Origin of the sequence: Atlantibacter sp. RC6, from assembly GCF_014193285.1 — a bacterium.
Classification (GTDB): domain Bacteria; phylum Pseudomonadota; class Gammaproteobacteria; order Enterobacterales; family Enterobacteriaceae; genus Atlantibacter.
Genome location: NZ_JACHZE010000004.1, coordinates 321,137 through 342,145, shown reverse-complemented (window position 1 = coordinate 342,145; position 21,009 = coordinate 321,137). Strand labels below are relative to the sequence as shown.

The window sequence follows — 21,009 nt, the reverse complement described above, 5'->3', positions numbered from 1 at the left end:
GTTAGCGGAAATCGCGATAGGCAGCCACTTGCTCGCTGTCCAGTTGATTCAGCCACCGGGCGAGCGTGTTGAGCAGCGCGTCATAGTCCCGAATCGAGATCATCGCACTGTTGGCGTGCAGATAGCGCGTCGGCAGGCACAGCGAAATCACCGGTCGGCCACCGCCCATTACGTTGTAGCGGCCACCGTCGGTCGCGCCGGTTTTCATGGTGCACAACTGCCACGGCATCCACTCCGCTTCGGCATGTTCCTTGTACGCCGCCACCAGTTTCTGGTTCGCAAAATAGCGCTTATCGAACAACATGATCCCCGGCCCTGCGCCCAACTTCAGCGGGAAATGCACCGGGTCTATACCGGGAATATCGCCCGCCACGGCGGTATCCAGTACGATCACCAGATCGGGCTTGCTGGTTTCGGCTGAGGTCTGGGCACCACGCAGGCCGACTTCTTCTTCCACCGTGCCGGTGCCGAACAGCGTAATCTCAGGATTGTTCACGCGCTGCATCAGTTCGACCATCAACGCGCAGCCGACGCGGTTGTCCAGCGCTTTGGCGACGATGCGGTCATCGCCCCAGCGGGCGAAATTAGGCTGAGGGCTAATAAAATCGCCCACCGCGACGCCCCTTGCCGCCACCTCGGCAGCGCTGGCTGCGCCGATATCAATAAACATCTCGCCATGCTCGACGGGCTGCTGTTTCTGTTTATCACTCAGCGCGTGCGGGGCGATTGAGCCTATCAGGCCCGGGACGCTGACCCCGCTGCGGGTGCGGATCGCCACCTGATGATTCAGCATCGACTGGTTCCACCATGAGCCAATGGTATCGAAGCGGATAAAACCGTCGGCGCTGATGTGCTTAACGATAAAGCCCACTTCATCCATATGCCCGACGATGGCGATTTTCGGGCCGCGTGAGCCTTTACGGGCGATAACGCTGCCGAGGCCGTCAAAGTGGATTTCATCACTGACGCCCTCCAGCCGGGAGATTAACAGCTGGCGCACGTCATGCTCATCGCCGCTGACCGCGGTCGCCAGGCAAAGGGATTCCAGTAATTCAGTGTTCATGAGACAGCTCCTGTAGCGCCTGTTGACGGGCTTTATGTTTCATCCATGCGCCTTTCAGCAGCAAAATCAGGCCGATATTGAGCATCAGGCCAATCGCCAGCACCAGATAGAATGACCCGGCAGGCGACATCAGCCCGATAAACGGGTCGAAAACCCCAAGCCCCGGCGCGAGGCGTTTAATCCCAAAGGCAATCACCAGCATGCCGGTAATGCCGCCGCTCAGGGTGTTGGCGGTGATCATCGGCAGCGGCGCGGCTAAGGCGTAAGGAATGGCGGGCTCGGTCGCGACCGTCGCACCGACCACGATGGCGCTGCCGGCGGCGTCTTTCTCCTGCTGGGTAAACAGTTTCGGCGCAAGGTAAGTCGCAATCCCTGCGGCCATGGGGGGCATCAGCGCCACCACGCCGACGATGGCGTACCAGTCATAGATGTGCTTTTCGAGCAGCGAGAAGCAGAAAAACCACGCGGTTTTATTGATGGGGCCGCCCATATCAAAGGCCAGCATCGCGCCCACCAGGAAAGCCGCGCCCAGCTTCATAGACGGCGGAATGGTATTCAGAAAGTGCAGCAGACCATCCATCAGGCCGCCCATTACCGGGCCCAGCACGTAGTATGTCAGCACCCCAAACACCAACAGGGTGACGAAGGGAATAAACAGCGAACCGAGCAGCGGTTGCAACGCTTTACCCAGTTTCAGACGGCGGAAATAACGCACAAAGTAGCCAATCGCCAACCCCAGCACCACCGCGCCCAGAAAACCCGCGCCGGATTGCGTACCCAGCAGCGCTTTGTCGTTCGCCAGATAGCAAACCAGAAACGCGGGCGCGAACGCCGGTTTATCGCTCACCGACCAGGCGATATAGGCTCCCATAATCGGGATCATAAATTTGAACCCGAGGTAACCGATGGACTCGATAATCCAGGTGAACGACGGCGCGCCTTTGCTCATATCCTGATACGGCATACCCAGTTGCATCAGCATATTGGCGACGGCGACCAGCACACCGCCGCCAATCACAAACGGCAGAGCCGCCGAAACGCCCGCCATCAGGTGGCTCATGATGCTGCCGCTCTCGACTTCCTGTTTGCCGAGCCGCACGGCGCTGTCTGCCGCCATCAGGGTGGACTCGCTGGCTAAACCATTAAAAATCTGGTCGATATTCTTTAACGCTTTCGAAATGGCAATTTCGTAGACCTGTTTGCCCGCGAAGCGCGCGCGGTCTTCGCGGGTCAGCCCGCGGCCAATCGCCAGGATCACGTAATCGGCCTGGTCGATGTCTTCCGCGCTGAGCCGGTTTTCCACGCCGCTGGAGCCCTGGGTTTCAACTTTAATCACGTAACCCAACGCGCGGGCTTTTTGCTCCAGCGCTTCGGCCACCATATAGGTGTGTGCAATTCCTGCCGGGCAGTTGGTAATAGCGACAATCCTGATAGGCTTTTCCATATCGCGTCTCGCAGTTATTGAAGGGTGGCGTTAAGCAGCGCGACGATCTCCTGCTCGTTACCGGTTTTCAGTTGGGCGGTGAATTCCTGATGAATGATTTTTCGGCACAGCGTGCCGATCAGGCTGACCTGTGCGGCATCGGCATGTTCAGGCACGCCGAGACAGATCCAGCAGTTGACGGGTTGGTCATCCATGGATTTCCAGCCCACGCGCTGGGTGCGGCTGCGGGCAAACAGAATAAAGGGTCGCACCACGCAGGCATTTTTACCGTGGGGAACGGCCACGCCGCCGCCGAAACCGGTGGAGTGGATTTTTTCGCGCAGCAATAGCGTCTGCAAAAAGCGCTTCTGGTCGCTGACGTGGCCTTGCTGATAAGCATGATGGGCCAGCGCTTTCAAAACGGAATAGGCGCTGTTGCCTTCGATATCCAGGTTGATATCCGATGGGGTAATTAATGGCATAGCTTCACTCCCTGTGATAATGCCTGATGATTTTACGTTACCCTCGCGCGCGAACTAACACAGCATATGTCAGCGACGCACGACATTTTGATGATGAGTTGAATAAAAAAATTGTGCGACGTAACACATCCAGGAAAACAAATAATTAGGAAAAGGCCTTGGCGTAATTGATACCGGGATCTCAACCTGGCGCAGCTAAATTAATCAAGCTGAAAGCCAGCGTTGTAAGATTATCTTTTTAACTAATCAGAAAGTCGCACGGCTTACAACAATGTTGATTTACGGTAAAAAAATAACAGCGGCCCTTCTGTTGATTCACCCGTCGCTCCACGCTCTTATCATCCAGTGAGAACCTGGCTTACATGATGAAATTTAACACACTGTCGATGGTTTTTTTGCTTGTATCAGGCATAGCTAATGCTGCGGACTGCCAAACAACAGAGGAAATGGATACAGCCGAACAAGCCCTGAGCGCAGTACAAAACTGGCATGACCTGAATTCATTCTTTTTAACGTTTGAAAACTGCGATGATGGTTATCTCGCCGAAGGTATTTCAGAGGCTGTGGTAAAACGCCTGAGCGATAAATGGGAAAGTATCGATGAAATAAGCGTGATATCTGAGCAGAATAAACGCTTTGAACCATGGGTTATCACTCACATTAACACCACGGTTGGCGATCGCTATCTGGAAGAAATTTTTGAACACGCGAGGAATGATTGTCCCCAACATTCTAAGAATTTGTGCGAGAAACTGGGCAAGGCTTCTGAGCAAGCCATAAAAGAAATGCAAAATGAATAATGAGCCTGTCCATAATGCTGTGTAACAGGCATCGTATTAAAGGTGATTATTCAGGCGGTCACCGAACTCGATAATAAAACGACGCATTGCCAGTTTGCGCATTAATTCGCGTTAGCCAAAATAAAAACGCCCGACCGCGCATTGCGTGTCGGGCTTATTAATCACTACCTTAATCCAGGTAAAATACTTCTTTCAACTCTTCGCTCACCGGGCTGTTATCCGGATTGCTCGGCATCACTTCACGCATGTGTTTCCACCAGCGCTTGCACACGTCGGTATCCGCCACCGCATTCCAGCGGGCTTCTGACTCGATCTCTACGGTTGCAAAAAGCAGGTTACGCTGTGCATCGAGATAAATAGCGTAGTGATGAGCACCGTGCTGCTTAAGAACCGCCTCCAGTTCTGGCCAAATCGGCGAATGGCGGCGTTGATACTCTTCATGGGCATCGGGGTTCACCTGCATCACAAAGGCTTTGCGGATCATAACGCCTCCAGGTACAGCGCCCGCACTTCATCACGAGAGGCGGTACGCGGGTTGCATGGCGCACACGGGTCGGCCAGCGCTTTATCCAGCCAGCCTTTGATATCCGCGTTGGTTACGCCCAGCGCAGCGAAACCTGATGGAATGCCGACGCGGGCCGACAGGGCGCGGATCGCTTCGATGGCTTTCACGCTGGCCTGCTCGTCGCTCAGTCCGTGGGTATCCACGCCCATGGCCTGGGCGATACGCGCAAAACGGGCGACGGCGTTCGGGCGGTTAAAGTTCTCGATGACCGGCAGCAGGATCGCGTTACAGACCCCGTGCGGCAGGTTATGAGTCGCGCCCGGCTGATGCGCCAGCGCATGCACCAGCCCAAGCCCGGCGCTGTTAAACGCCATGCCCGCCAGATACTGCCCGTAAGCCATCATTTCGCGCGCTTGCAGGTTGTGACCGTTATCCACCGCCTGCGGCAGCCAGTGGCTGATTAAGCGGATCGCTTCCAGCGCGTTGGCGTCGGTCAGCGGATGCGCGCCCACCGAGACATAGGCTTCTACCGCGTGGGTCAGGGCGTCCATACCGGTCGCGGCGGTGACGGCGGCGGGGATATCCAGCATGACGCTGGCGTCATCCACGGCGATATCCGGGATGATATTCGGGTCGATAATCACCTCTTTGACCTGGCGTTCGCTGTCGATGATCACCGCGTTGCTGGTCATCTCCGCTGCGGTGCCTGCGGTGGTATTGATCGCGACCAACGGCACGCCCGGATGGGTGACTTTGCCGACGCCGGAGTAAGCGGTGGACGGCCCTGGATTGGCGGTCAAAATTTTCACCGCTTTGGCGGTATCAATCGGGCTGCCGCCGCCGAAAGCGATAATGTAATCGCACTGTGCGTTTTTAAAAGCCGCGAAACCCTGTTGCACCAGCGCTTCGGTCGGATTGGGGAATACGTCACCGAACAGATGATACGGCAGTTTATGGGCGTCCAGCGCGGTAAACAGGCTGTCCAGCAGACCCATTTTCACCAACTGGCCGTCGGTGACGATCAGCGCTTTGCCCCATTTTTTCCCGGCGATCAGTTTGACCATATCGCCAATCGCGCCTGCGCCGTGCAGGCTGATTTTCGGCAGTGCTAATAAAAAGCTCATGGCTGTCTTCCTTTACAGTTCCAGCGCGCTGGCGAGCGGGGTAACGCCAAAGCGTTTGCCCAGCGCGATCAGTTCATCGCGAGAGATGGTTTGTTTCATACCGCCCATGGAGATGACTTTCACCAGGATCTCGGCGGATTTCTCAGCGGTATCAATCAGGCCAAAGGCTTCGTCCAGCGTTGGACCGCTGCCGAAGACCCCGTGGAACGGCCACAGCACCAGCGAATGCTGACTCATTGATTGTGCGGTGGCCTGGCCGATTTCATCAGTGCCCGGCACCATCCACGGCAGAATGCCGACGCCGTCCGGGAAGACCACCAGGCATTCGGTGCTGCCTTCCCACAGTTTGCGGGTGATGACGTCGGTGCGGTTTTCCAGCACATAGGTAAGCGCAATCAGGTTAGTGGCGTGGCAGTGCATAATCACGCGGTCTTTGCCCTGGGTGGCTTTGATACGTTCGCAGTGGGAGAGGAAGTGCGCCGGAAGCTCAGAGGTTGGCACCGCGCTCTCTTCCAGACCCCACAGAATGTGATAACCCGCGCCGTCGCTGTCGACTTTGACAATGCCGAGGTTGGCCGCCGGGGCCAGTTGCACGTTGCGGAAGAATTTGCCGGAGCCGGTAACGATAAACGGCGTATTGGCCAGCAGCGGCATCGGCTGGCTCAGGGCGATATAGCGCGGTTGGGCGTAGAAATCAGCCTGATAATCCGCCAGATCCGCCTCATCCAGGCGCAGCGTTAAGTTGCCGCCGTTGCGCTCGTCCCAGCCCTTCAGCCAGGCGTCGGTGGTGGCTTTGATCATGCCCTGAACGAACCAGGAATGAATAATAGTCTGCATAGTGTTGTTTCCTTTACGGGGCCAGCCAGCGGCCCCTGTGAACCTGAGTCGTTATCAATTACGCGCGTTTGCGCAGGACGCTTTCTTCGTAAGCGCGCACGCTTTCCAGCCATTCGCTGCCTGCCGGAGTGTCGTTGCGCTGGCAATACATTTCCCATACCGCCTGCCACGGCAGGGATTTCTGCTCTTCCAGCAGCGCCAGACGGCCCGTGTAATCACCGTTCAGTTCCAGCTTGCGCAAGTGATCGGTCGGTTCCAGCAGGGCGCGCAGCAGGGCTTTTTTCATGTTGCGGGTGCCGATAACCCAGGCCGCGATGCGGTTAATCGAGGCGTCGAAGAAATCGAGGCCGATATGCACGCGGTCGAACAGGTCATGGCGAATGATTTCGCTGGCGATGGCCTGGGTTTCATCATCCAGCAGCACCACGTGGTCGCTGTCCCAGCGCACCGGGCGGCTAACGTGCAGCAGCAGGCGCGGCACATACAGCATGGCGGCGGAGATCTTGTCGGAAATCACCTCGGTCGGGTGGAAGTGGCCGGCGTCGAGGCACAGCGCGGTCTGGCGGCTGGTGGCGTAGCCCATGTAGAACTCATTGGAGCCGACGGTGTAGCTTTCTGCGCCAATGCCAAACAGTTTGCTTTCAACGGCGTCGATATGGTGGGCATCGTCGAACTTCTCGCTGATCACCTCATCCAGCGCGGCAATCAGGCGCTGGCGCGGGCCAAGGCGGTCCACCGGTACGTCTTTCATACCGTCCGGGATCCAGATATTCATCACCGACGGCGTTCCCAGTTGCTCGCCGAAGTAAGCGGAAATGCGGCGGCTGGCTTTACAGTGATCGATCCAGAACTGACGAATCTCATCGTTAGCGTGGGACAGGGTAAACCCGTCGGCGCTCAAAGGGTGCGAGAAGCAGGACGGGTTGAAATCGAGGCCAATATGCTGTTTCTTCGCCCATTCCACCCAGTTTTTAAAGTGCTCCGGTTTGATGGCGTTGCGCTCAACGGGGGTGTCAGATTCCAGATAAATGGCGTGCAGGTTCAGGCGCTTCGGGCCTGGGATCAGGTTCATGGCCTGCTCCAGATCGGCGCGCAGCTCGGTGGCGTTACGCGCTTTGCCCGGATAGTTGCCGGTAGCCTGAATGCCGCCGGTCAGCGATCCTTCCGGATTTTCAAAACCGGCGACGTCATCGCCCTGCCAGCAGTGCATGGAGACCGGCAGGCGATCGAGCGCCGCCAGGGCCTGTTCGGCATCGACGCCAACGGCGGCAAAACGCTGTTTAGCCAGTTCCCATGCCTGATTAATAGACGTAGTCATGCGCAAAGCTCCTTTGTTTGATGGGTTTGCTGAAACTGCGCAGCAACGCGGGCAATTTCGCTATGTTGATTGGGTGTGAAGGTCGTGAGTGAGCTGGTCTGTTTGATCACCCGGCGGAAGTCGTCGACGTCTGCGATGTCGTCGAGCGCCATCAGCTGGCAACCGATATTGCCCAGGGTCGAAGCCTCGATCGGCCCGGCGGAAACCGGGAGCCCGCAGGCGTCAGCGCACAGCTGGTTGAGAAAATGGTTCTGGCTGCCGCCGCCGACGATATGCAAACGGGTAAACGGCTTGCCGCGCAGCCGCGCCAGCTCGTGCAGCACATCGGCATACAGCAGCGCCAGGCTGTCGAAAATGGTGCGCGCCAGCTCCGCTGCGTTCTGCGGGACGGGCTGATGGCTCTCGCGACAGGCGGCCTGGATCTCCTGGCTCATGTTGTGCGGATTGATAAACCGGTCGTCGTTCGGATTAATCACGCAGCGGCAGGCCGGTAGCTGGCGGGCGCGTTCAATCAGCGCGGGCAGATCGGTGATGTTGTGCTCTTTGATGACGCGCTGTAGCAGCCAGAGCCCCATGATGTTTTTCAGCACCCGGTAGCGGCCTTCCGCGCCGCCTTCGTTGGTGATGTTGGCAGCCAGCGCGTCGGCGTGGGCGTAAGGCGTTTTGCTTTCAAAGCCCATTAGCGACCAGGTGCCGGACGAAAGATACGCGGCGTCTTTACCTTCCAGTGGCGCGGCGATCACGGCGCTGGCGGTGTCGTGGGTCGCGACCGCGACCACCGGAATAGGGTTACCCTGGGCGCACACCCAGTGACCCACCACGCTGCCCGGATGGCCTGGGGTGCCGAACCAGCGCGCCGGCACGCCTGCCCATTCCAGCAGCGCCTCGTCCCAGTTATCAGTGTTGATATTGACCAGTTGGGTGGTGGTGGCGTTGGTGTATTCCCAGTTCATCACGCCGGTGAGGCGATAGCACAGGTAATCGGGCATCAGCAGGGCATGCGCCACGCTGTCCACCAGTTCCGGCTGCTGTTGAGTCAGCGCACGCAACTGGTAAAGCGTGTTGAAGGGTAAAAACTGAATGCCGGTGCGGCGATAAATCTCTTCACGGCCCAGCGATTCGCACGCCTGTTGCATGATGCCGTCGGTGCGGCTGTCGCGATAGGCCACCGCCGGGCCGACGCGCTGGCCCTGGGCGTCCAGCAGCACCACGTCCACGCCCCAGGTATCAATGCCGATGCTGTCGATGGCGACGCCCTGCTCGCAGGCTTTTTGCAGGCCGAAACGGATGTCGCTTTCCAGCGCGTCCACGTCCCAGCAGTCAAACTGCCCGTCACGGATAAGCTGGTTAGTAAAGCGGTGGATCTCTTTTAATTGCAGGTCGCGGCTGGCGGTATCGAAGCGCGCCAGCATCACGCGGCCGCTTGAGGCACCCAGATCAACCGCAACGCTATGTCGAATAGACATGATGGGAATCCTTCTCTGAATCAATGCCCATCAGTCTAAAAACAAGCCCGGCGCGTCACCTTCTCGCCACTGACAATGTCAAACCTGCGTTGGCAACAAGGCAAAGGTGAACGTGAGTGAATTCACAGTTTGCATTTCATGCGTGTTGTGAGCCTTGCCGCAATTCCCGATCTTTCCCGCTGATTCTTAAAAAACGAACACAATTTGCGCTGTTTAGCGTCGAAAAATTAAGGTGCGGCCGGGGGCGGTTATCTACTATCAAGCGAAATTTCAGTGGGTGGGAGGCGAAAATGACCGTTTTAACCTGCAGCGATTATTTCCCATGCAGCGCCGCGACCGTGGCGATAGAACCCCGTTTGCCGCAATCGGCATTTCCAGAGCATCACCATGATTTTTATGAGATTGTCATCGTCGAACACGGCACAGGGGCGCACATTTTTAACGGGCAGCCCTATACCCTGAGCGGCGGCTCGGTATGCTTTGTGCGCGATCACGACAGGCACCTGTTTGAACATACCGAGAATCTGTGCCTGACCAATGTGCTCTATCGCGCGCCTGATGCGTTCAGCTTTCTTGCCGGGCTGGATAAATTGCTGCCTCAGGAGCAGGACGGCATATACCCGTCGCACTGGCGCGTGCCGCCACAAGTATTGGCGCAGGTGAAGAATTTGCTGGCTGATTTGGAGGCATTAGGAAACGCCACTGACACCCACAGCCTGGCCCAGCGTGAAATCCTGTTTATGCAGTTGCTGATCCAGATCCGCAAAGGTAGCCTCGCTGACCCGTCTGCTGGCGCAGATAACCGGTTAAATATGATGATCGGCTGGCTGGAGGAGCATTTTGCCAGCGAAGTTTGCTGGGAGACGCTGGCCGAACAGTTTGATTTGTCGCTGCGAACCCTGCACCGCCAACTCAAACAGCAAACTGGGCTAACGCCTCAGCGTTATCTGAATCGGCTGCGTTTGATGCGCGCCCGCCACTTGCTGCGTCACAGCGAAGAAAGCGTCACGGATATCGCTTATCAATGCGGTTTCGGCGACAGTAACCACTTTTCGACGCTGTTTAAGCGTGAGTTTTGTTTCTCTCCGCGCGATATCCGCCAGGGCCGCGATCGCCAGCTCCAGTAACGCGAACAACATCACCGTTTTTTGCCTCAGGAAATTCAATAATTTCCGATTGCGACCAGGCCCGCCCTGACAGGCTGTACGGCGGGCGACTTGTATACTTCCACATTGACTCACGCCGGGGGCAAACGTTGGCCGCTCAGTTGATCCTCAAAAAAGCCGATTTTTTCGCTTCGCCCATGCAGCCCGTGGCGGTGGCGGACCGTTACCCGCAGAACGTGTTCGCGGAGCACACCCACGATTTTTGCGAACTGGTGATGGTATGGCGCGGCAACGGTCTGCACGTGCTGAACGACCGGCCCTGGCGCATTACCTGTGGCGACCTGTTTTATATCAAAGCGGAAGATCGCCACAGCTATGAGTCGGTAAACGATCTGGTGCTGCATAACATCATCTACTGCCCGGAACGGCTTACCCTGAATGTGGACTGGGACGCATTGCTGAAACCGCAGGAACTCAACCCGCGCTGGCGACTGAACAGCCAGGGGATCGCCCAGGCGCGGCAAATCATTAGTCAGCTCGAACATGAAAGCCCGAAAGACGACGGGCTGTCGCGTACCCTCAGCGAAAGTCTGTTTCTGCAATTGTGCATTACGCTGCGCCGTCATCGCTATCAGCCGGATAGCACCGGTTCGCCAGATCAGGGTGAGGTGTTGGATTTGCTGATTGCCGCGCTGGATAACAGCGTTAATAACGCCTTTGATTTACAGGAATTTTGCCAGCGCCATCAGGTGCAGGAGCGCCCGCTGCGCCAGCGTTTCCGCCAGCAGACCGGGATGACCATCAACCATTATTTGCGCCAGTTACGGATTTGCCAGGCACAATATCTGCTACGCCATACCGAGATGCTGATTAGCGATATCGCGTCGCGCTGCGGCTTTGAGGACAGCAATTACTTTTCGGTGGTGTTTACCCGTGAAACGGGCGTGACGCCACGGTTGTGGCGTCAGCAGTGTCATGAATGGCTAAAGCGCGAGGGTGTACGTGAGGGTTAGTTCGCCATCCCCAGCCCCACGATATTGGCGGCGATGATAATCACCACGCAGCCGACGCTCAGCACACCCACCGGACGGCGTCCCGCCGATTTCCACTCTTTAAGGATCAGCCCCACCAGGCCGCCGCACAGTACATAGAAGCTCATGTGTAACATCCAGCTCATATAGTCGTACTGCGCCGGGATTTTGGCGTGGCCCCAGGCGTAAAAGAAGAACTGCAAGTACCACATCAGGCCGGCCAGCATTGAGAACAGCACGTTGCTGATGATCAGCGGCTTAGCCAGCGAGAAGTCGGCGCGTACCGACAGGTTCTGGACTTTCGCCAGGCGGATAAAGCAGAAGCCGAGGTTAATCACCGCGCCGCCGCCCATGATCACCACGTAGCTTGGCAAGGCGACATACAACGGATCGACGCCTAACGCCGCGGCGGCTTCATGCATCGGTTTTGCTGCGTCCATCGCAAACGACATTCCGGCGGAGAAAATGCCGCACATCACCGCCAGAATCAGCCCCTTCTTGAGGTTAAACTCTTCGGCTTTGATGCCCATCTGGCGCTCTTTCAGCTGGCCTGCGCGGGTGACGATAGCGACGCCAATCAGCGCGACCAGCACGCCAAGCAGCGTCATTTGCCCGCCAGGCGTGCCAATCAGTACGCCGAATTTGCCATTCAGGATCGGCGTCATCAGCGTGCCGACAATTAACGTAATACCGATGGCGATCCCGATGCCCATCGACATGCCGAGATAGCGCATGGTCAGGGCGTAGTTGATGTTGCCGATGCCCCACATCGCGCCGAACAAAAATACCGGCAGCAGTGTGGAAGCGCTAAACGAACCGTAGTAGGACCAGAAGTCAGGCAGCAGCGCGGCGCTGACCGCCCAGGGCAGGACAATCCACGAGACCAGCCCGCCCACTGACCACATGGTTTCCCATGACCAGTTTTTTACCTGTTTAAAGGGCGCGTAAAAACAGGCGGCGCTGGCCGCGCCAATAAGGTGCCAGAGGATCCCCATCGTTATTGCGTTACTCATTCTTTAATTCCTCATTTTGTCGAATGGCCAGGGGTTCGAGCACACCCCCAATGACGACGAGTTTAGGGATCCAGGGAAAGCGCTACCTTCGGGCAACTGCCGCGCGCACATCATAAATGGCAAAAAACAGCGGGTGGGTAAGACCGGGATCACAGTTCGAATTTTCTCCTCCCGGCGCAGGCCGGGAGGAGGGCGGGTCAGGCGATTTTTACTGCCGGGATAGCCAGCAGCCAGGCGAGTCTTTCCAGCAATGCGCCCTGATGACCGATGCCAATCGCGCAGTGGTGCGACGGGCCGCCGAGGCTCCAGCGAGTGGTAAAATCCCGGGCGCTGACGGGGAAGCGGTAGCGGCTATTGGTATTGCCGATGTCGAGCGTTTCTCCCGCCACGGCTTCGCCTTCGGCATATTGCAGGATCACGCGGTTATCCGCGTCTTCCACCACCGACAGGAACGTTACCGGGCCGGGCTTAACCGTCATCTGAATCGACACGCCCTTGCCGGGTTTACCGTGATACACCGGCAGCGGCACCAGCCGCACCTCGCCGTCCGCCATCAGCGGATGCGCCGGGCCGTCATGGCCCCACAGCACCACATCATCCTGAAATTCGATCCCATAAGGCTCTGAGAACGAACCGCCTGCACCCAGCAGTTGCATGATTTTCATCGCCAGTACGTTTTTGATTTCGTACTCGCCCGCTACCGGGATGCCGCGCCCGGTGAGCAGCGTGGTGCCCATGATCACGGAGGTAATGATGTTTTCACAGGCGTTGCCGTTACGTCCTTCGTAGTAATAGGCCAGCGCCGCCAGCTGGTTATTTTCCACCAGCGTATCCAGCGCACAGGCGGTCTGCACGGCGCGATCCAACTCCCTCTGCTCGCAGGCCGGATCGATCTGCATTACCTGCTCCAGCTCCTGCCATTTGGCCTGGGTTTGCGCCAGCGTGACGTTTTCCCGGTACTCCGCGACTTCGCACATCTCCAGCGGCTTAAAGCACACGCCAAGCCTGGCCGACAGATTGGTCATATTGCTGTACACATCCACCATGCCGTCGTAGTAATGCCCCAGCACGCCTACCTGTGCAGCCGCCAGGGCGCGCTGTACGTTCACCGCCTCAAGCCAGGCGTCGGTTTCTTGCCAGATGGCCTCATCGCCTTCCAGCGCGCCGACTAATAACTGATAACGGATGCCGGCGCGGTTAAACACGTTTGCCAGTTCCGGCGCGCTGCATGCCTGGCAATGCGCCAGCCATTCGCCGGTGCGGGCGCCGCGATCGGCAAGCGCCCGAATGGTGGCGTAGGGCAGGCCGGGTTCGGGCTGGAGTGCCAGGATAATCACTGGCTTATTGATTCGCTGCACCAGCGGCAGCACCGTGGCGCTGAGCGCGTAAGTGCTGAGGTAGAGGCAAATCACATCAACCGGCTGGCTGTTGAGTTTGGCGGTGAAAGCGTCGGCTTTAGCGATGCTGTCGATCAAGCCGCCATTGATGATATGGCGTTCAGGGGAGGAAAGGCGTTGGTGGATACGCGACAGATAGCCTGTCAGACGCTGTTCGAGACCGTGAAACTGCGGCCAGTAGGTGTCCAGACCCACCCCAAAAAGTGCGATATTTATCGTCATTTTTGTGCTCCAGGGAACATGAGGAGCATCGACTATGGCCTGTTTACCCGGTGGTAACCTTCGTATTTTTGCCACCCTGACAGCGACCTGGCAGAAAAACCGTTATCTCTGTGAAGTGCCTCGCAAACTGGCTTATTCCTGTTGTGAATAACCTTATAATAAATGCGGCATTGATAAACATTTTCAATATCATTTAATTAACTATAATGATCCCACTGATTACGCGGCGTTAACACACCGGTGCTGAAAAGTCCGTTTGCCGCCCGACAATAATGGAGATGAAAAATGAGCTATACACTGCCATCCCTGCCTTACGCTTACGACGCCCTGGAACCCCATTTCGACAAGCAAACGATGGAAATCCATCACACCAAACACCACCAGACCTACGTCAATAACGCTAACGCAGCGCTGGAATCCCTGCCTGAATTCGCTAACCTGCCGGTTGAAGAGCTGATCGCTAAACTGGATCAGGTTCCGGCTGACAAGAAAACCGTACTGCGTAACAACGCAGGCGGCCACGCGAACCACAGCCTGTTCTGGAAAGGCCTGAAAACCGGCACTACCCTGCAGGGCGACCTGAAAGCAGCCATCGAGCGCGATTTCGGTTCCGTGGAAAAATTCAAAGAAGAATTCGAGAAAGCAGCAGCGACTCGTTTTGGCTCCGGCTGGGCGTGGCTGGTGCTGAAGGGCGACAAACTGGCTGTGGTCTCTACCGCAAACCAGGATAGCCCGCTGATGGGCGAAGCGATCTCCGGCGCATCCGGTTTCCCGATCCTGGGCCTGGACGTGTGGGAACACGCTTACTACCTGAAATATCAGAACAAACGTCCTGACTACATCAAAGCCTTCTGGGAAGTGGTGAACTGGGACGAAGCGGCTGCACGTTTTGCTGCCAAAAAATAAGGTTGCAATATTGCAGTGATAAAGCGAGCCTGAGGCTCGCTTTTTTTGTATCCGCATAAGGAGCAGCAGATGCATTATCCCGCAGACATTTACATTGGCCAGGTGCGTGATTACCCCGGCAGCCGCCCCAGCGCCATCGCCAAGGTTCAGGTTGAAGGCGCGTTAACCCTGACCGAACGGGGGCTGACAGGCGATCAGCAGGCGGAAAAAGTGATCCATGGCGGACCGGATCGCGCGCTTTGCCATTATCCCCGCGAGCATTACGCCCGGTGGGCGCGCGAATTCCCGGCGCAGGCAGAGTTGTTTGTCGCACCGGCGTTTGGCGAAAACATCTCAACCGTTGGGCTCACCGAAGAGAACGTCTGTATCGGCGATATTTTCCGCTGGGGCGAGGCGCTGATTCAGGTCACCCAACCGCGCTCGCCGTGCTTTAAAGTCAATTTCCATTTTTCTATCAGTGATTTGTCATTGCTGATGCAAAACACGACCCGCACCGGCTGGTTATATCGCGTAATCCAGGCTGGCGCCGTCAGCGCCGATGCGCCGCTGGAACTGGCGTCCCGTACCAGTGACGTCAGCATTCGCGACGCCGCCGCTATCGCCTGGCATATGCCCTTTGATGATGAACAGTATCACCGCCTGTTAAGCGCGGCGGGGTTGTCGGTGAGTTGGACCCGAACCATGCAAAAGCGCCGTATTTCCGGGAAGATCGAAGATTATTCGCGCCGGTTGTGGGGGAGTGCGAAGCCAGCGGGGTGAGGTTTTTTTAGCCTTTTGCTTGTCTTGTAAGCGCATTCAGCCCATCATCACCTCAATTTCATTCGATTTTGAGGTGAAGCGTGAAGGTCACTCCTCCGCCGAAACGATTACCCCTGAGTGGGATGACCCCAGAATTCATCATGGATTACCTGGTGGAATACCGCCTGAAAGGTACGCCGTACCTCCATTACGATCAGCTCAAACGTCGAATTCGCGACGCAGAAAAACTGCTTTCCCTGTGGCAACATATTGTTATGGCGCGCCGTATTTCCGCCACGCAGCTTCCTTTGTTGCGCACTCGCGTTCCGTCAGCAAGAAACTGTATTCCCCGGATTAATATCACCGCACTGATCCAAAAATCGTGCTCTGTTGTTGACCGTTTAACCTCGTCTGCGGCTGAAACCGAACGTTATGAGAAATTCGACGCGGCAGATTATTTAATGGATGAGTTAACGCTGGCCGAGGCCATTGCCTCCAGTCAGCTTGAAGGCGCGGCGACGACCAGCCGGGTAGCACTGGAAATGCTTAAAGTCGGACGCATCCCGCGTGACGAAGGCGAGAAAATGATCATGGGGAATTACCGCATGATGAACTATGTCTCGGAGCGGGGAAGTGCGCCGTTTAATGTCGAAGAAATACAGGCGCTGCATCGGGTGGCCATTGAGGGTATCAGCGATGATAAATATACGCCCGGACAGTTCAGAACGGTGAACGATAAGATTGTCGTCGCCGATCATCAGGGGAATGTGATCCATACGCCTCCTGACGCAGGCACGCTACCCGACGCGCTGGAAAGTTTATGCGTTTTTATTAATACGCCGCATGAAAGCGCAGAAGATGAAACCTATCTCCATCCGCTGGTAAAAGCCTGCATTATTCATTTCATGATTGGCTATCTGCATCCTTTTAAAGACGGTAACGGCAGAACCGCCAGGGCGATGTTTTACTGGTATATGCTGAAATGCGGCTATACCGCGTTCCGCTATATCTCAATCTCTAAACTGTTAAAAAACGCACCGGCCAAATACGTCCGCGCATATCTTTACTCTGAAACGGATGAGATGGATTTAACCTATTTCGTCAACTATCAATGTGAGATTGTGTCACGCGCCGTGCAGGAGTATCTGGATTATATTCAACAGTTTATTCATACCCGTGTTGAGTTGCGCTCCTGGCTGTATGACTCGGGGATTTTCAGCCAGATCAACACCCGTCAGCGTGAATTAGCGACAATCGCTATTAATCAGCCCGGCATATTGTTTACCGCTGCGGAAGTCTGCGCACGGATGGGCGTATCCGAAAATACGGCCCGCGAGGATTTAAAGAAACTCACTGCGCTGGGCTTGATGAAAGCGATGAAAGAGGGCAAAGGCAACGTCTATCTTTCACCGCGCAGTCTGTTTGAGCTTAAAAAGTGGCGCGGGAAAAACGATAAAGCGGCGTCGGTACAGGACTGGTGATTATTTGCTTATGTAAAAAGTACATCATTACCCATTTGACGGTAGGATCTGAAAAATTTGTATTAATGACTCACGAACTCGCGAGTATTCCTGAAAGAGCGCTGGGTGAAGAAGTCTGCAGCATCATAATCCAACGTGATGTCATTAAATCAGCGTTGGATTTTCTGCTGGATGGGATCAGTTAAACAAACTCACCGCTCTCATCCCTGAGAGCAGTCCTGTATTACGCCGCATCCACGCGCTTCGACACGCTGGCGCTGGCAGCCGGTAACGACGCCAGCACCGAGGTAAATTCCGGGTCCGGCACCAGCGAATCGCGGCTGATTTCTTTAATCGATTTCGCGCCGGTCAGGGTCATCGCCACCCGCATCTCTTTCTCAATCAAGTTCAGCAGGTTCGCCACGCCCGCCTGGCCGTGGGTCGCTAACGCATAGAGATACGCGCGGCCCAGCAGTACGGTATCCGCACCCAGGGCGATCATTCGCACCACATCCAGACCGCTACGGATGCCGCTGTCGGCCAGAATGGCGATATCGCCTTTCACCGCGTCGGCAATGGCGGGCAGCGCGCGCGCTGAGGAGAGCACGCCGTCCAACTGACGACCGCCGTGGTTAGACACCACAATCCCGTCCGCGCCGAAGCGCACCGCGTCTTTGGCGTCTTCCGGGTCGAGAATGCCTTTAATCACCATCGGGCCATCCCAGAATTCGCGGATCCACTCCAGGTCTTTCCAGGAGATCGACGGGTCGAAGTTATTCGCCAGCCAGCCGATGTAATCTTCCAGCCCGGTGGGCTTGCCGAGATAGGCGGAGATATTGCCTAAATCATGCGGACGACCGTGCAAACCCACGTCCCATGCCCATTGCGGATGGGTCGCCGCCTGCCAGTAGCGGCGCATCGCCGCGTTAGCGCCGCTCATCCCGGAGTGCGCGTCGCGATAACGCGCGCCAGGGGTCGGCATATCCACGGTAAACACCAGCGTTGAGCAGCCCGCTGCTTTGGCGCGCTCCAGCGCGTTGCGCATAAATCCGCGATCGCGCAGAACATACAGCTGGAACCACATTGGGCGCTGAATTTTCGGCGCGACCTCTTCAATCGGGCAGACCGACACGGTGGACAGCGTAAACGGGATCCCTTTGGCGTCTGCCGCTTTCGCCGCCTGTACTTCGCCGCGCCGGGCGTACATACCGCACAGCCCGACCGGTGCCAGCGCCACCGGCATCGATAGCGTTTCGTCGAACAGCTTCGTTTCGAGGCTCAGGTCCGACATATTTTTCAGCACGCGTTGGCGCAGGGCGACTTGCGACAGATCGTCCACGTTGCGGCGCAGGGTATATTCGGCATAGGCCCCGCCGTCGATATAGTGGAACAGGAACGGTGGCAGGATACGTTGGGCGGCGGCGCGGTAGTCGCTGGCGGCGGAAATAATCATCATTCGTTCTCCCTGGGGTTATCGTCGATGTCGGGCAGGCGGGTGACTCGCGCCTGGCGCGCCACATCTTCATCAAGACGTTTAATGGTGGAATGAACAAAGCCAAGATGATGCGTCACGGCTTTGCGCGCCCGCTCGGCATCCCCGGCTAAAATGGCGTCCAGCACCTCGCGGTGCTGTTCGGTGAGCTGTGAAAAAATTGGCGGTTCGAGATACATGCGCTGGCGGCTCTGCATCACTGAGGATTGCAGCAAATCGAAAAAGCCGCGCATGGTCTGGAGCAACACCACGTTATGGGAGGCCTCCGCCACGGCCAGATGGAATCGCACGTCGGCCTGGGCGGCGAGATCCGGGTCATCGCGTTCGGTGAATTTCAGCGTGGCGTCAAAGCAGTAACGCAGTTTCTCTTTATCCGCTTCGGTGGCGCGCAACGCCGCGTGCCAGGCGGTGCTGGCCTCAATGGCGTGGCGGGCTTCGAGAATGTCATAGCGATAGCCCGGATCGTCCGCCAGCAGCGTTTTAATCGGCTGGACGATACGTTGTTCTGACCAGGGCTCAAGCTGATAGCGCACAAAGGTGCCGCCTCCCCGGCGGCTGACCAGCGTGCCTTCGCGAATCAAAATCTGTATCGCCTCGCGCACGCTATTGCGCGAGACGCCGAGGATCACCGCCAGCTGGCGCTCGGACGGCAGGCGCATCCCGCCGTCGAGCTGCTGGTCCGCGATCAGCGCCTGAATACGCTCGACCAGTTGGTCAGCCAGGCGCAGCGTGGTTATCGTCATGGAATCATCCAGGTTAAGACATAGGCCTGAAGTGTGGTGATTACGCCCACCATGCAGGTGAATATCAGGCTGTGTTTCACCGTGAAGCGGAACAGGTCCGATTCTTTGCCCACCAGCCCGACGGCGGCGCAGGCGATGGCGATAGACTGCGGCGAAATCATCTTGCCAGTGACCCCGCCGGTGGTGTTGGCGGCGACCATTAATACATCCGATACGCCAATCTGCTGGGCGGCGGTGGCCTGAAGCGCGGCGAACAGGGCGTTAGAAGAGGTATCCGACCCGGTCAGGAATACCCCCAGCCAGCCGAGGAACGGCGAGAAGAAGGTAAACGCCGAACCCGTGTGCGCCAGCGCTAAGGCAAGCGTAGACGACAGCCCCGAATAGTTGGAGATAAAGGCGAAGGCCAGAACCATCCCGATAGAGTAAATCGGCAACGCCAGCTCTTTTAACGTCTCGCCAAAGGTTTTGATCGCCGCGGCGGGTTTCATTTTCAGCCAGACGATGGAGATCAGCCCGGCGAACAGGATTGCGGTGCCGGTGGCGGAGAACCAGTCGAATTTGTACACCGCAGCGTACGGCGTGGCGGCGCTGACCACCGGCGGCATACGGGCCACCAGTTTGTCCAGATAGGGTACGGAAACGTTAATCACCATGTCGTACAGCGCGCCGCCAGGGGCGAACAGCGCTTTAAACGGCGGAATACTCCACAGCGTGACGGTGGCGGTCAGGAACAGGAACGGCGACCAGGCGCGAATCACCTGGCGAGCGGTGTAATTTTTGCGAGCCAGAGTCTGATCGACCACCGATGCGCCCATATCGCCGAAGCGGAAGATGCGTGTCGGCTGCCAGCGCTTCAGGAACAGCGTCAGGCACACCAGTGAAACCAACGAGGAGATGATGTCCGGCAGTTCCGGGCCGATAAAGTTGGAGCTGAGGTACTGGGCGATAGCGAAGGAGCCGCCTGCGACCATCACCGCAGGCCAGGTCTCTTTAATGCCGCGCCAGCCGTCCATAATGCCCATGATCCAGAACAGCACGATGATGGTCAGGAACGGCAGTTGGCGGCCCACCATCTGGCCGATTTCAAAGCTATCCAGGCCGGTTACCTGGCCCGCCACCAGAATAGGAATGCCCATCGCGCCAAACGCCACCGGCGCGGTATTCACAATCAGGCACAGCCCGGCGGCGTACAGCGGATTAAAACCGAGGCCCACCAGCAGCGCGGCGGTAATCGCCACCGGCGCGCCGAACCCCGCAGCCCCTTCAAGGAAGGCGCCAAAGCAGAAGCCGACGATCAGCATTTGTAGACGCTGGTCCGGGGTAATCGACAGTATTGATGAACGGATGATGTCGAACTGCCCGGTTTTTACCGAAATTTTGTAGACAAATACCGCCGCGATGATGATCCAGGCAATCGGCCACAGGCCGTAGAAGAAGCCGTAAATCACCGATGCAAAGGCGTTATCCGCAGGCATCTTGTAGAAGAACAGGGCAACCGCCAGCGCGATCGCCACGGTCCACGAAGCGGCGATATAGCCTTTCAGCTTCAGCTTAATCAGCGCGAAGAAGAAAAACAGGATCGGTAACGATGCGATAAGACTGGAAAGCCAAATGTTACCAGCCGGATCGTAGTTTTGTTGCCAGAGGCTCATGCAATTCTCCCGAGGACCGCAAATGCGCTACGCAAGGAGTCTCCGCTCAGCTTTGCGTCACGTTATTTGTAAAGGTGGTCCTACCAATAGTGTGATGTAGGGTTGGTGTCGATGAATGGTTAACCAAATGTTGCTTGTATGCAATGTGGTGGTAACGGGTATTTTGTGGCTTTGTGATTTTTGAGGGGAAATTTTTGCGAATTGGTAGGGCCACTTGGGTGGCATCCCACT

20 protein-coding genes are annotated in these 21,009 nt (G+C 56.9%); 7 read left to right on the top strand and 13 right to left on the bottom strand.

What is annotated here, in order from left to right:
- Position 1: 1 nt before the first annotated feature.
- The 3 genes from FHW74_RS12005 to FHW74_RS11995 are packed head-to-tail and all read right to left on the bottom strand — an operon-like array spanning position 2 to position 2,968.
- Positions 2–1,063: an aminopeptidase gene (locus FHW74_RS12005; RefSeq protein WP_183170652.1), complete on the bottom strand. Its 1,062-nt coding sequence runs from the start codon at positions 1,061–1,063 to the stop codon at positions 2–4.
- Positions 1,053–2,507 carry a PTS fructose-like transporter subunit IIBC gene (locus tag FHW74_RS12000; RefSeq protein WP_183170651.1) on the bottom strand — a complete coding sequence of 485 codons (1,455 nt, stop codon included), beginning with the start codon at positions 2,505–2,507 and terminating at the stop codon, positions 1,053–1,055. Before FHW74_RS12000 ends, FHW74_RS12005 begins: the two co-directional genes overlap by 11 nt.
- 14 nt (positions 2,508–2,521) lie before the next feature.
- A complete protein-coding gene (locus FHW74_RS11995) occupies positions 2,522–2,968 on the bottom strand; it encodes a PTS fructose transporter subunit IIA (protein ID WP_183170650.1) in 447 nt (148 codons plus the stop codon).
- 362 nt (positions 2,969–3,330) lie between these two features.
- Between FHW74_RS11995 and FHW74_RS11990 the strand changes: the two genes are divergently transcribed.
- Positions 3,331–3,768: a hypothetical protein gene (locus tag FHW74_RS11990; protein WP_183170649.1), complete on the top strand. Its 438-nt coding sequence runs from the start codon at positions 3,331–3,333 to the stop codon at positions 3,766–3,768.
- A 169-nt stretch (positions 3,769–3,937) separates the two neighbouring features.
- Here FHW74_RS11990 and rhaM read toward each other — a convergent pair whose 3' ends face one another.
- The 5 genes from rhaM to rhaB are packed head-to-tail and all read right to left on the bottom strand — an operon-like array spanning position 3,938 to position 9,018.
- On the bottom strand, positions 3,938–4,252 hold the full coding sequence (gene rhaM, locus FHW74_RS11985; RefSeq protein ID WP_183170648.1) for an L-rhamnose mutarotase: 315 nt from the start codon (positions 4,250–4,252) through the stop codon (positions 3,938–3,940).
- Positions 4,249–5,397, bottom strand: coding sequence for a lactaldehyde reductase (gene fucO, locus FHW74_RS11980; protein ID WP_183170647.1), 1,149 nt, complete (start codon positions 5,395–5,397; stop codon positions 4,249–4,251). The genes rhaM and fucO overlap by 4 nt, the downstream gene beginning before the upstream one ends.
- Positions 5,398–5,409: 12 nt before the next feature.
- Entirely contained in the window at positions 5,410–6,234 is an 825-nt protein-coding gene (gene rhaD, locus FHW74_RS11975) for a rhamnulose-1-phosphate aldolase (RefSeq protein WP_183170646.1), read from the bottom strand.
- 58 nt (positions 6,235–6,292) lie between these two features.
- Positions 6,293–7,552 (bottom strand): L-rhamnose isomerase, encoded by a 1,260-nt coding sequence (gene rhaA / locus FHW74_RS11970; protein WP_183170645.1) that lies wholly within the window; start codon positions 7,550–7,552, stop codon positions 6,293–6,295.
- Positions 7,549–9,018: a rhamnulokinase gene (gene rhaB / locus FHW74_RS11965; RefSeq protein ID WP_183170644.1), complete on the bottom strand. Its 1,470-nt coding sequence runs from the start codon at positions 9,016–9,018 to the stop codon at positions 7,549–7,551. The genes rhaA and rhaB overlap by 4 nt, the downstream gene beginning before the upstream one ends.
- Positions 9,019–9,308: 290 nt before the next feature.
- Between rhaB and rhaS the strand changes: the two genes are divergently transcribed.
- Both rhaS and rhaR read left to right on the top strand, forming a co-directional pair.
- Positions 9,309–10,145 (top strand): HTH-type transcriptional activator RhaS, encoded by an 837-nt coding sequence (rhaS, locus tag FHW74_RS11960; protein ID WP_183170643.1) that lies wholly within the window; start codon positions 9,309–9,311, stop codon positions 10,143–10,145.
- Positions 10,146–10,273: 128 nt separating this feature from the next.
- The gene (gene rhaR, locus FHW74_RS11955) at positions 10,274–11,137 is read left to right on the top strand and encodes an HTH-type transcriptional activator RhaR (protein ID WP_183170642.1); all 864 of its coding nucleotides are present in this window, start codon (positions 10,274–10,276) and stop codon (positions 11,135–11,137) included.
- On the opposite strand, the gene rhaT is transcribed toward rhaR, so the two are convergent.
- Together rhaT and FHW74_RS11945 are read right to left on the bottom strand one after the other, a co-directional pair.
- On the bottom strand, positions 11,134–12,168 hold the full coding sequence (rhaT, locus tag FHW74_RS11950; protein WP_183170641.1) for an L-rhamnose/proton symporter RhaT: 1,035 nt from the start codon (positions 12,166–12,168) through the stop codon (positions 11,134–11,136). The two genes, rhaR and rhaT, sit on opposite strands and share 4 nt — an antisense overlap.
- 197 nt (positions 12,169–12,365) lie before the next feature.
- Entirely contained in the window at positions 12,366–13,787 is a 1,422-nt protein-coding gene (locus FHW74_RS11945) for an L-fucose/L-arabinose isomerase family protein (RefSeq protein WP_183170640.1), read from the bottom strand.
- A gap of 285 nt (positions 13,788–14,072) precedes the next feature.
- Here FHW74_RS11945 and sodA point away from each other — a divergent pair, with 285 nt between their 5' ends.
- The 4 genes from sodA (at position 14,073) to FHW74_RS11925 (ending at position 17,097) form a co-directional block, all read left to right on the top strand.
- The gene (gene sodA, locus FHW74_RS11940) at positions 14,073–14,693 is read left to right on the top strand and encodes a superoxide dismutase [Mn] (RefSeq protein WP_183170639.1); all 621 of its coding nucleotides are present in this window, start codon (positions 14,073–14,075) and stop codon (positions 14,691–14,693) included.
- 69 nt (positions 14,694–14,762) lie between these two features.
- Positions 14,763–15,452: a 6-hydroxyaminopurine reductase gene (yiiM, locus tag FHW74_RS11935; protein WP_255459906.1), complete on the top strand. Its 690-nt coding sequence runs from the start codon at positions 14,763–14,765 to the stop codon at positions 15,450–15,452.
- A 122-nt stretch (positions 15,453–15,574) separates the two neighbouring features.
- Positions 15,575–16,912, top strand: coding sequence for a Fic family protein (locus tag FHW74_RS11930; RefSeq protein WP_183170637.1), 1,338 nt, complete (start codon positions 15,575–15,577; stop codon positions 16,910–16,912).
- Positions 16,909–17,097 (top strand): CcdB family protein, encoded by a 189-nt coding sequence (locus FHW74_RS11925; RefSeq protein ID WP_370528004.1) that lies wholly within the window; start codon positions 16,909–16,911, stop codon positions 17,095–17,097. The genes FHW74_RS11930 and FHW74_RS11925 overlap by 4 nt, the downstream gene beginning before the upstream one ends.
- A gap of 38 nt (positions 17,098–17,135) precedes the next feature.
- On the opposite strand, the gene lldD is transcribed toward FHW74_RS11925, so the two are convergent.
- The 3 genes from lldD to lldP are packed head-to-tail and all read right to left on the bottom strand — an operon-like array spanning position 17,136 to position 20,778.
- On the bottom strand, positions 17,136–18,344 hold the full coding sequence (gene lldD / locus FHW74_RS11920; RefSeq protein ID WP_183170746.1) for an FMN-dependent L-lactate dehydrogenase LldD: 1,209 nt from the start codon (positions 18,342–18,344) through the stop codon (positions 17,136–17,138).
- Positions 18,344–19,126, bottom strand: coding sequence for a transcriptional regulator LldR (gene lldR, locus FHW74_RS11915; RefSeq protein WP_161658725.1), 783 nt, complete (start codon positions 19,124–19,126; stop codon positions 18,344–18,346). The genes lldD and lldR overlap by 1 nt, the downstream gene beginning before the upstream one ends.
- Positions 19,123–20,778, bottom strand: a complete 1,656-nt coding sequence (gene lldP / locus FHW74_RS11910; RefSeq protein ID WP_161658724.1) for an L-lactate permease — start codon at positions 20,776–20,778, stop codon at positions 19,123–19,125. The genes lldR and lldP overlap by 4 nt, the downstream gene beginning before the upstream one ends.
- Positions 20,779–21,009 lie beyond the last annotated feature (231 nt).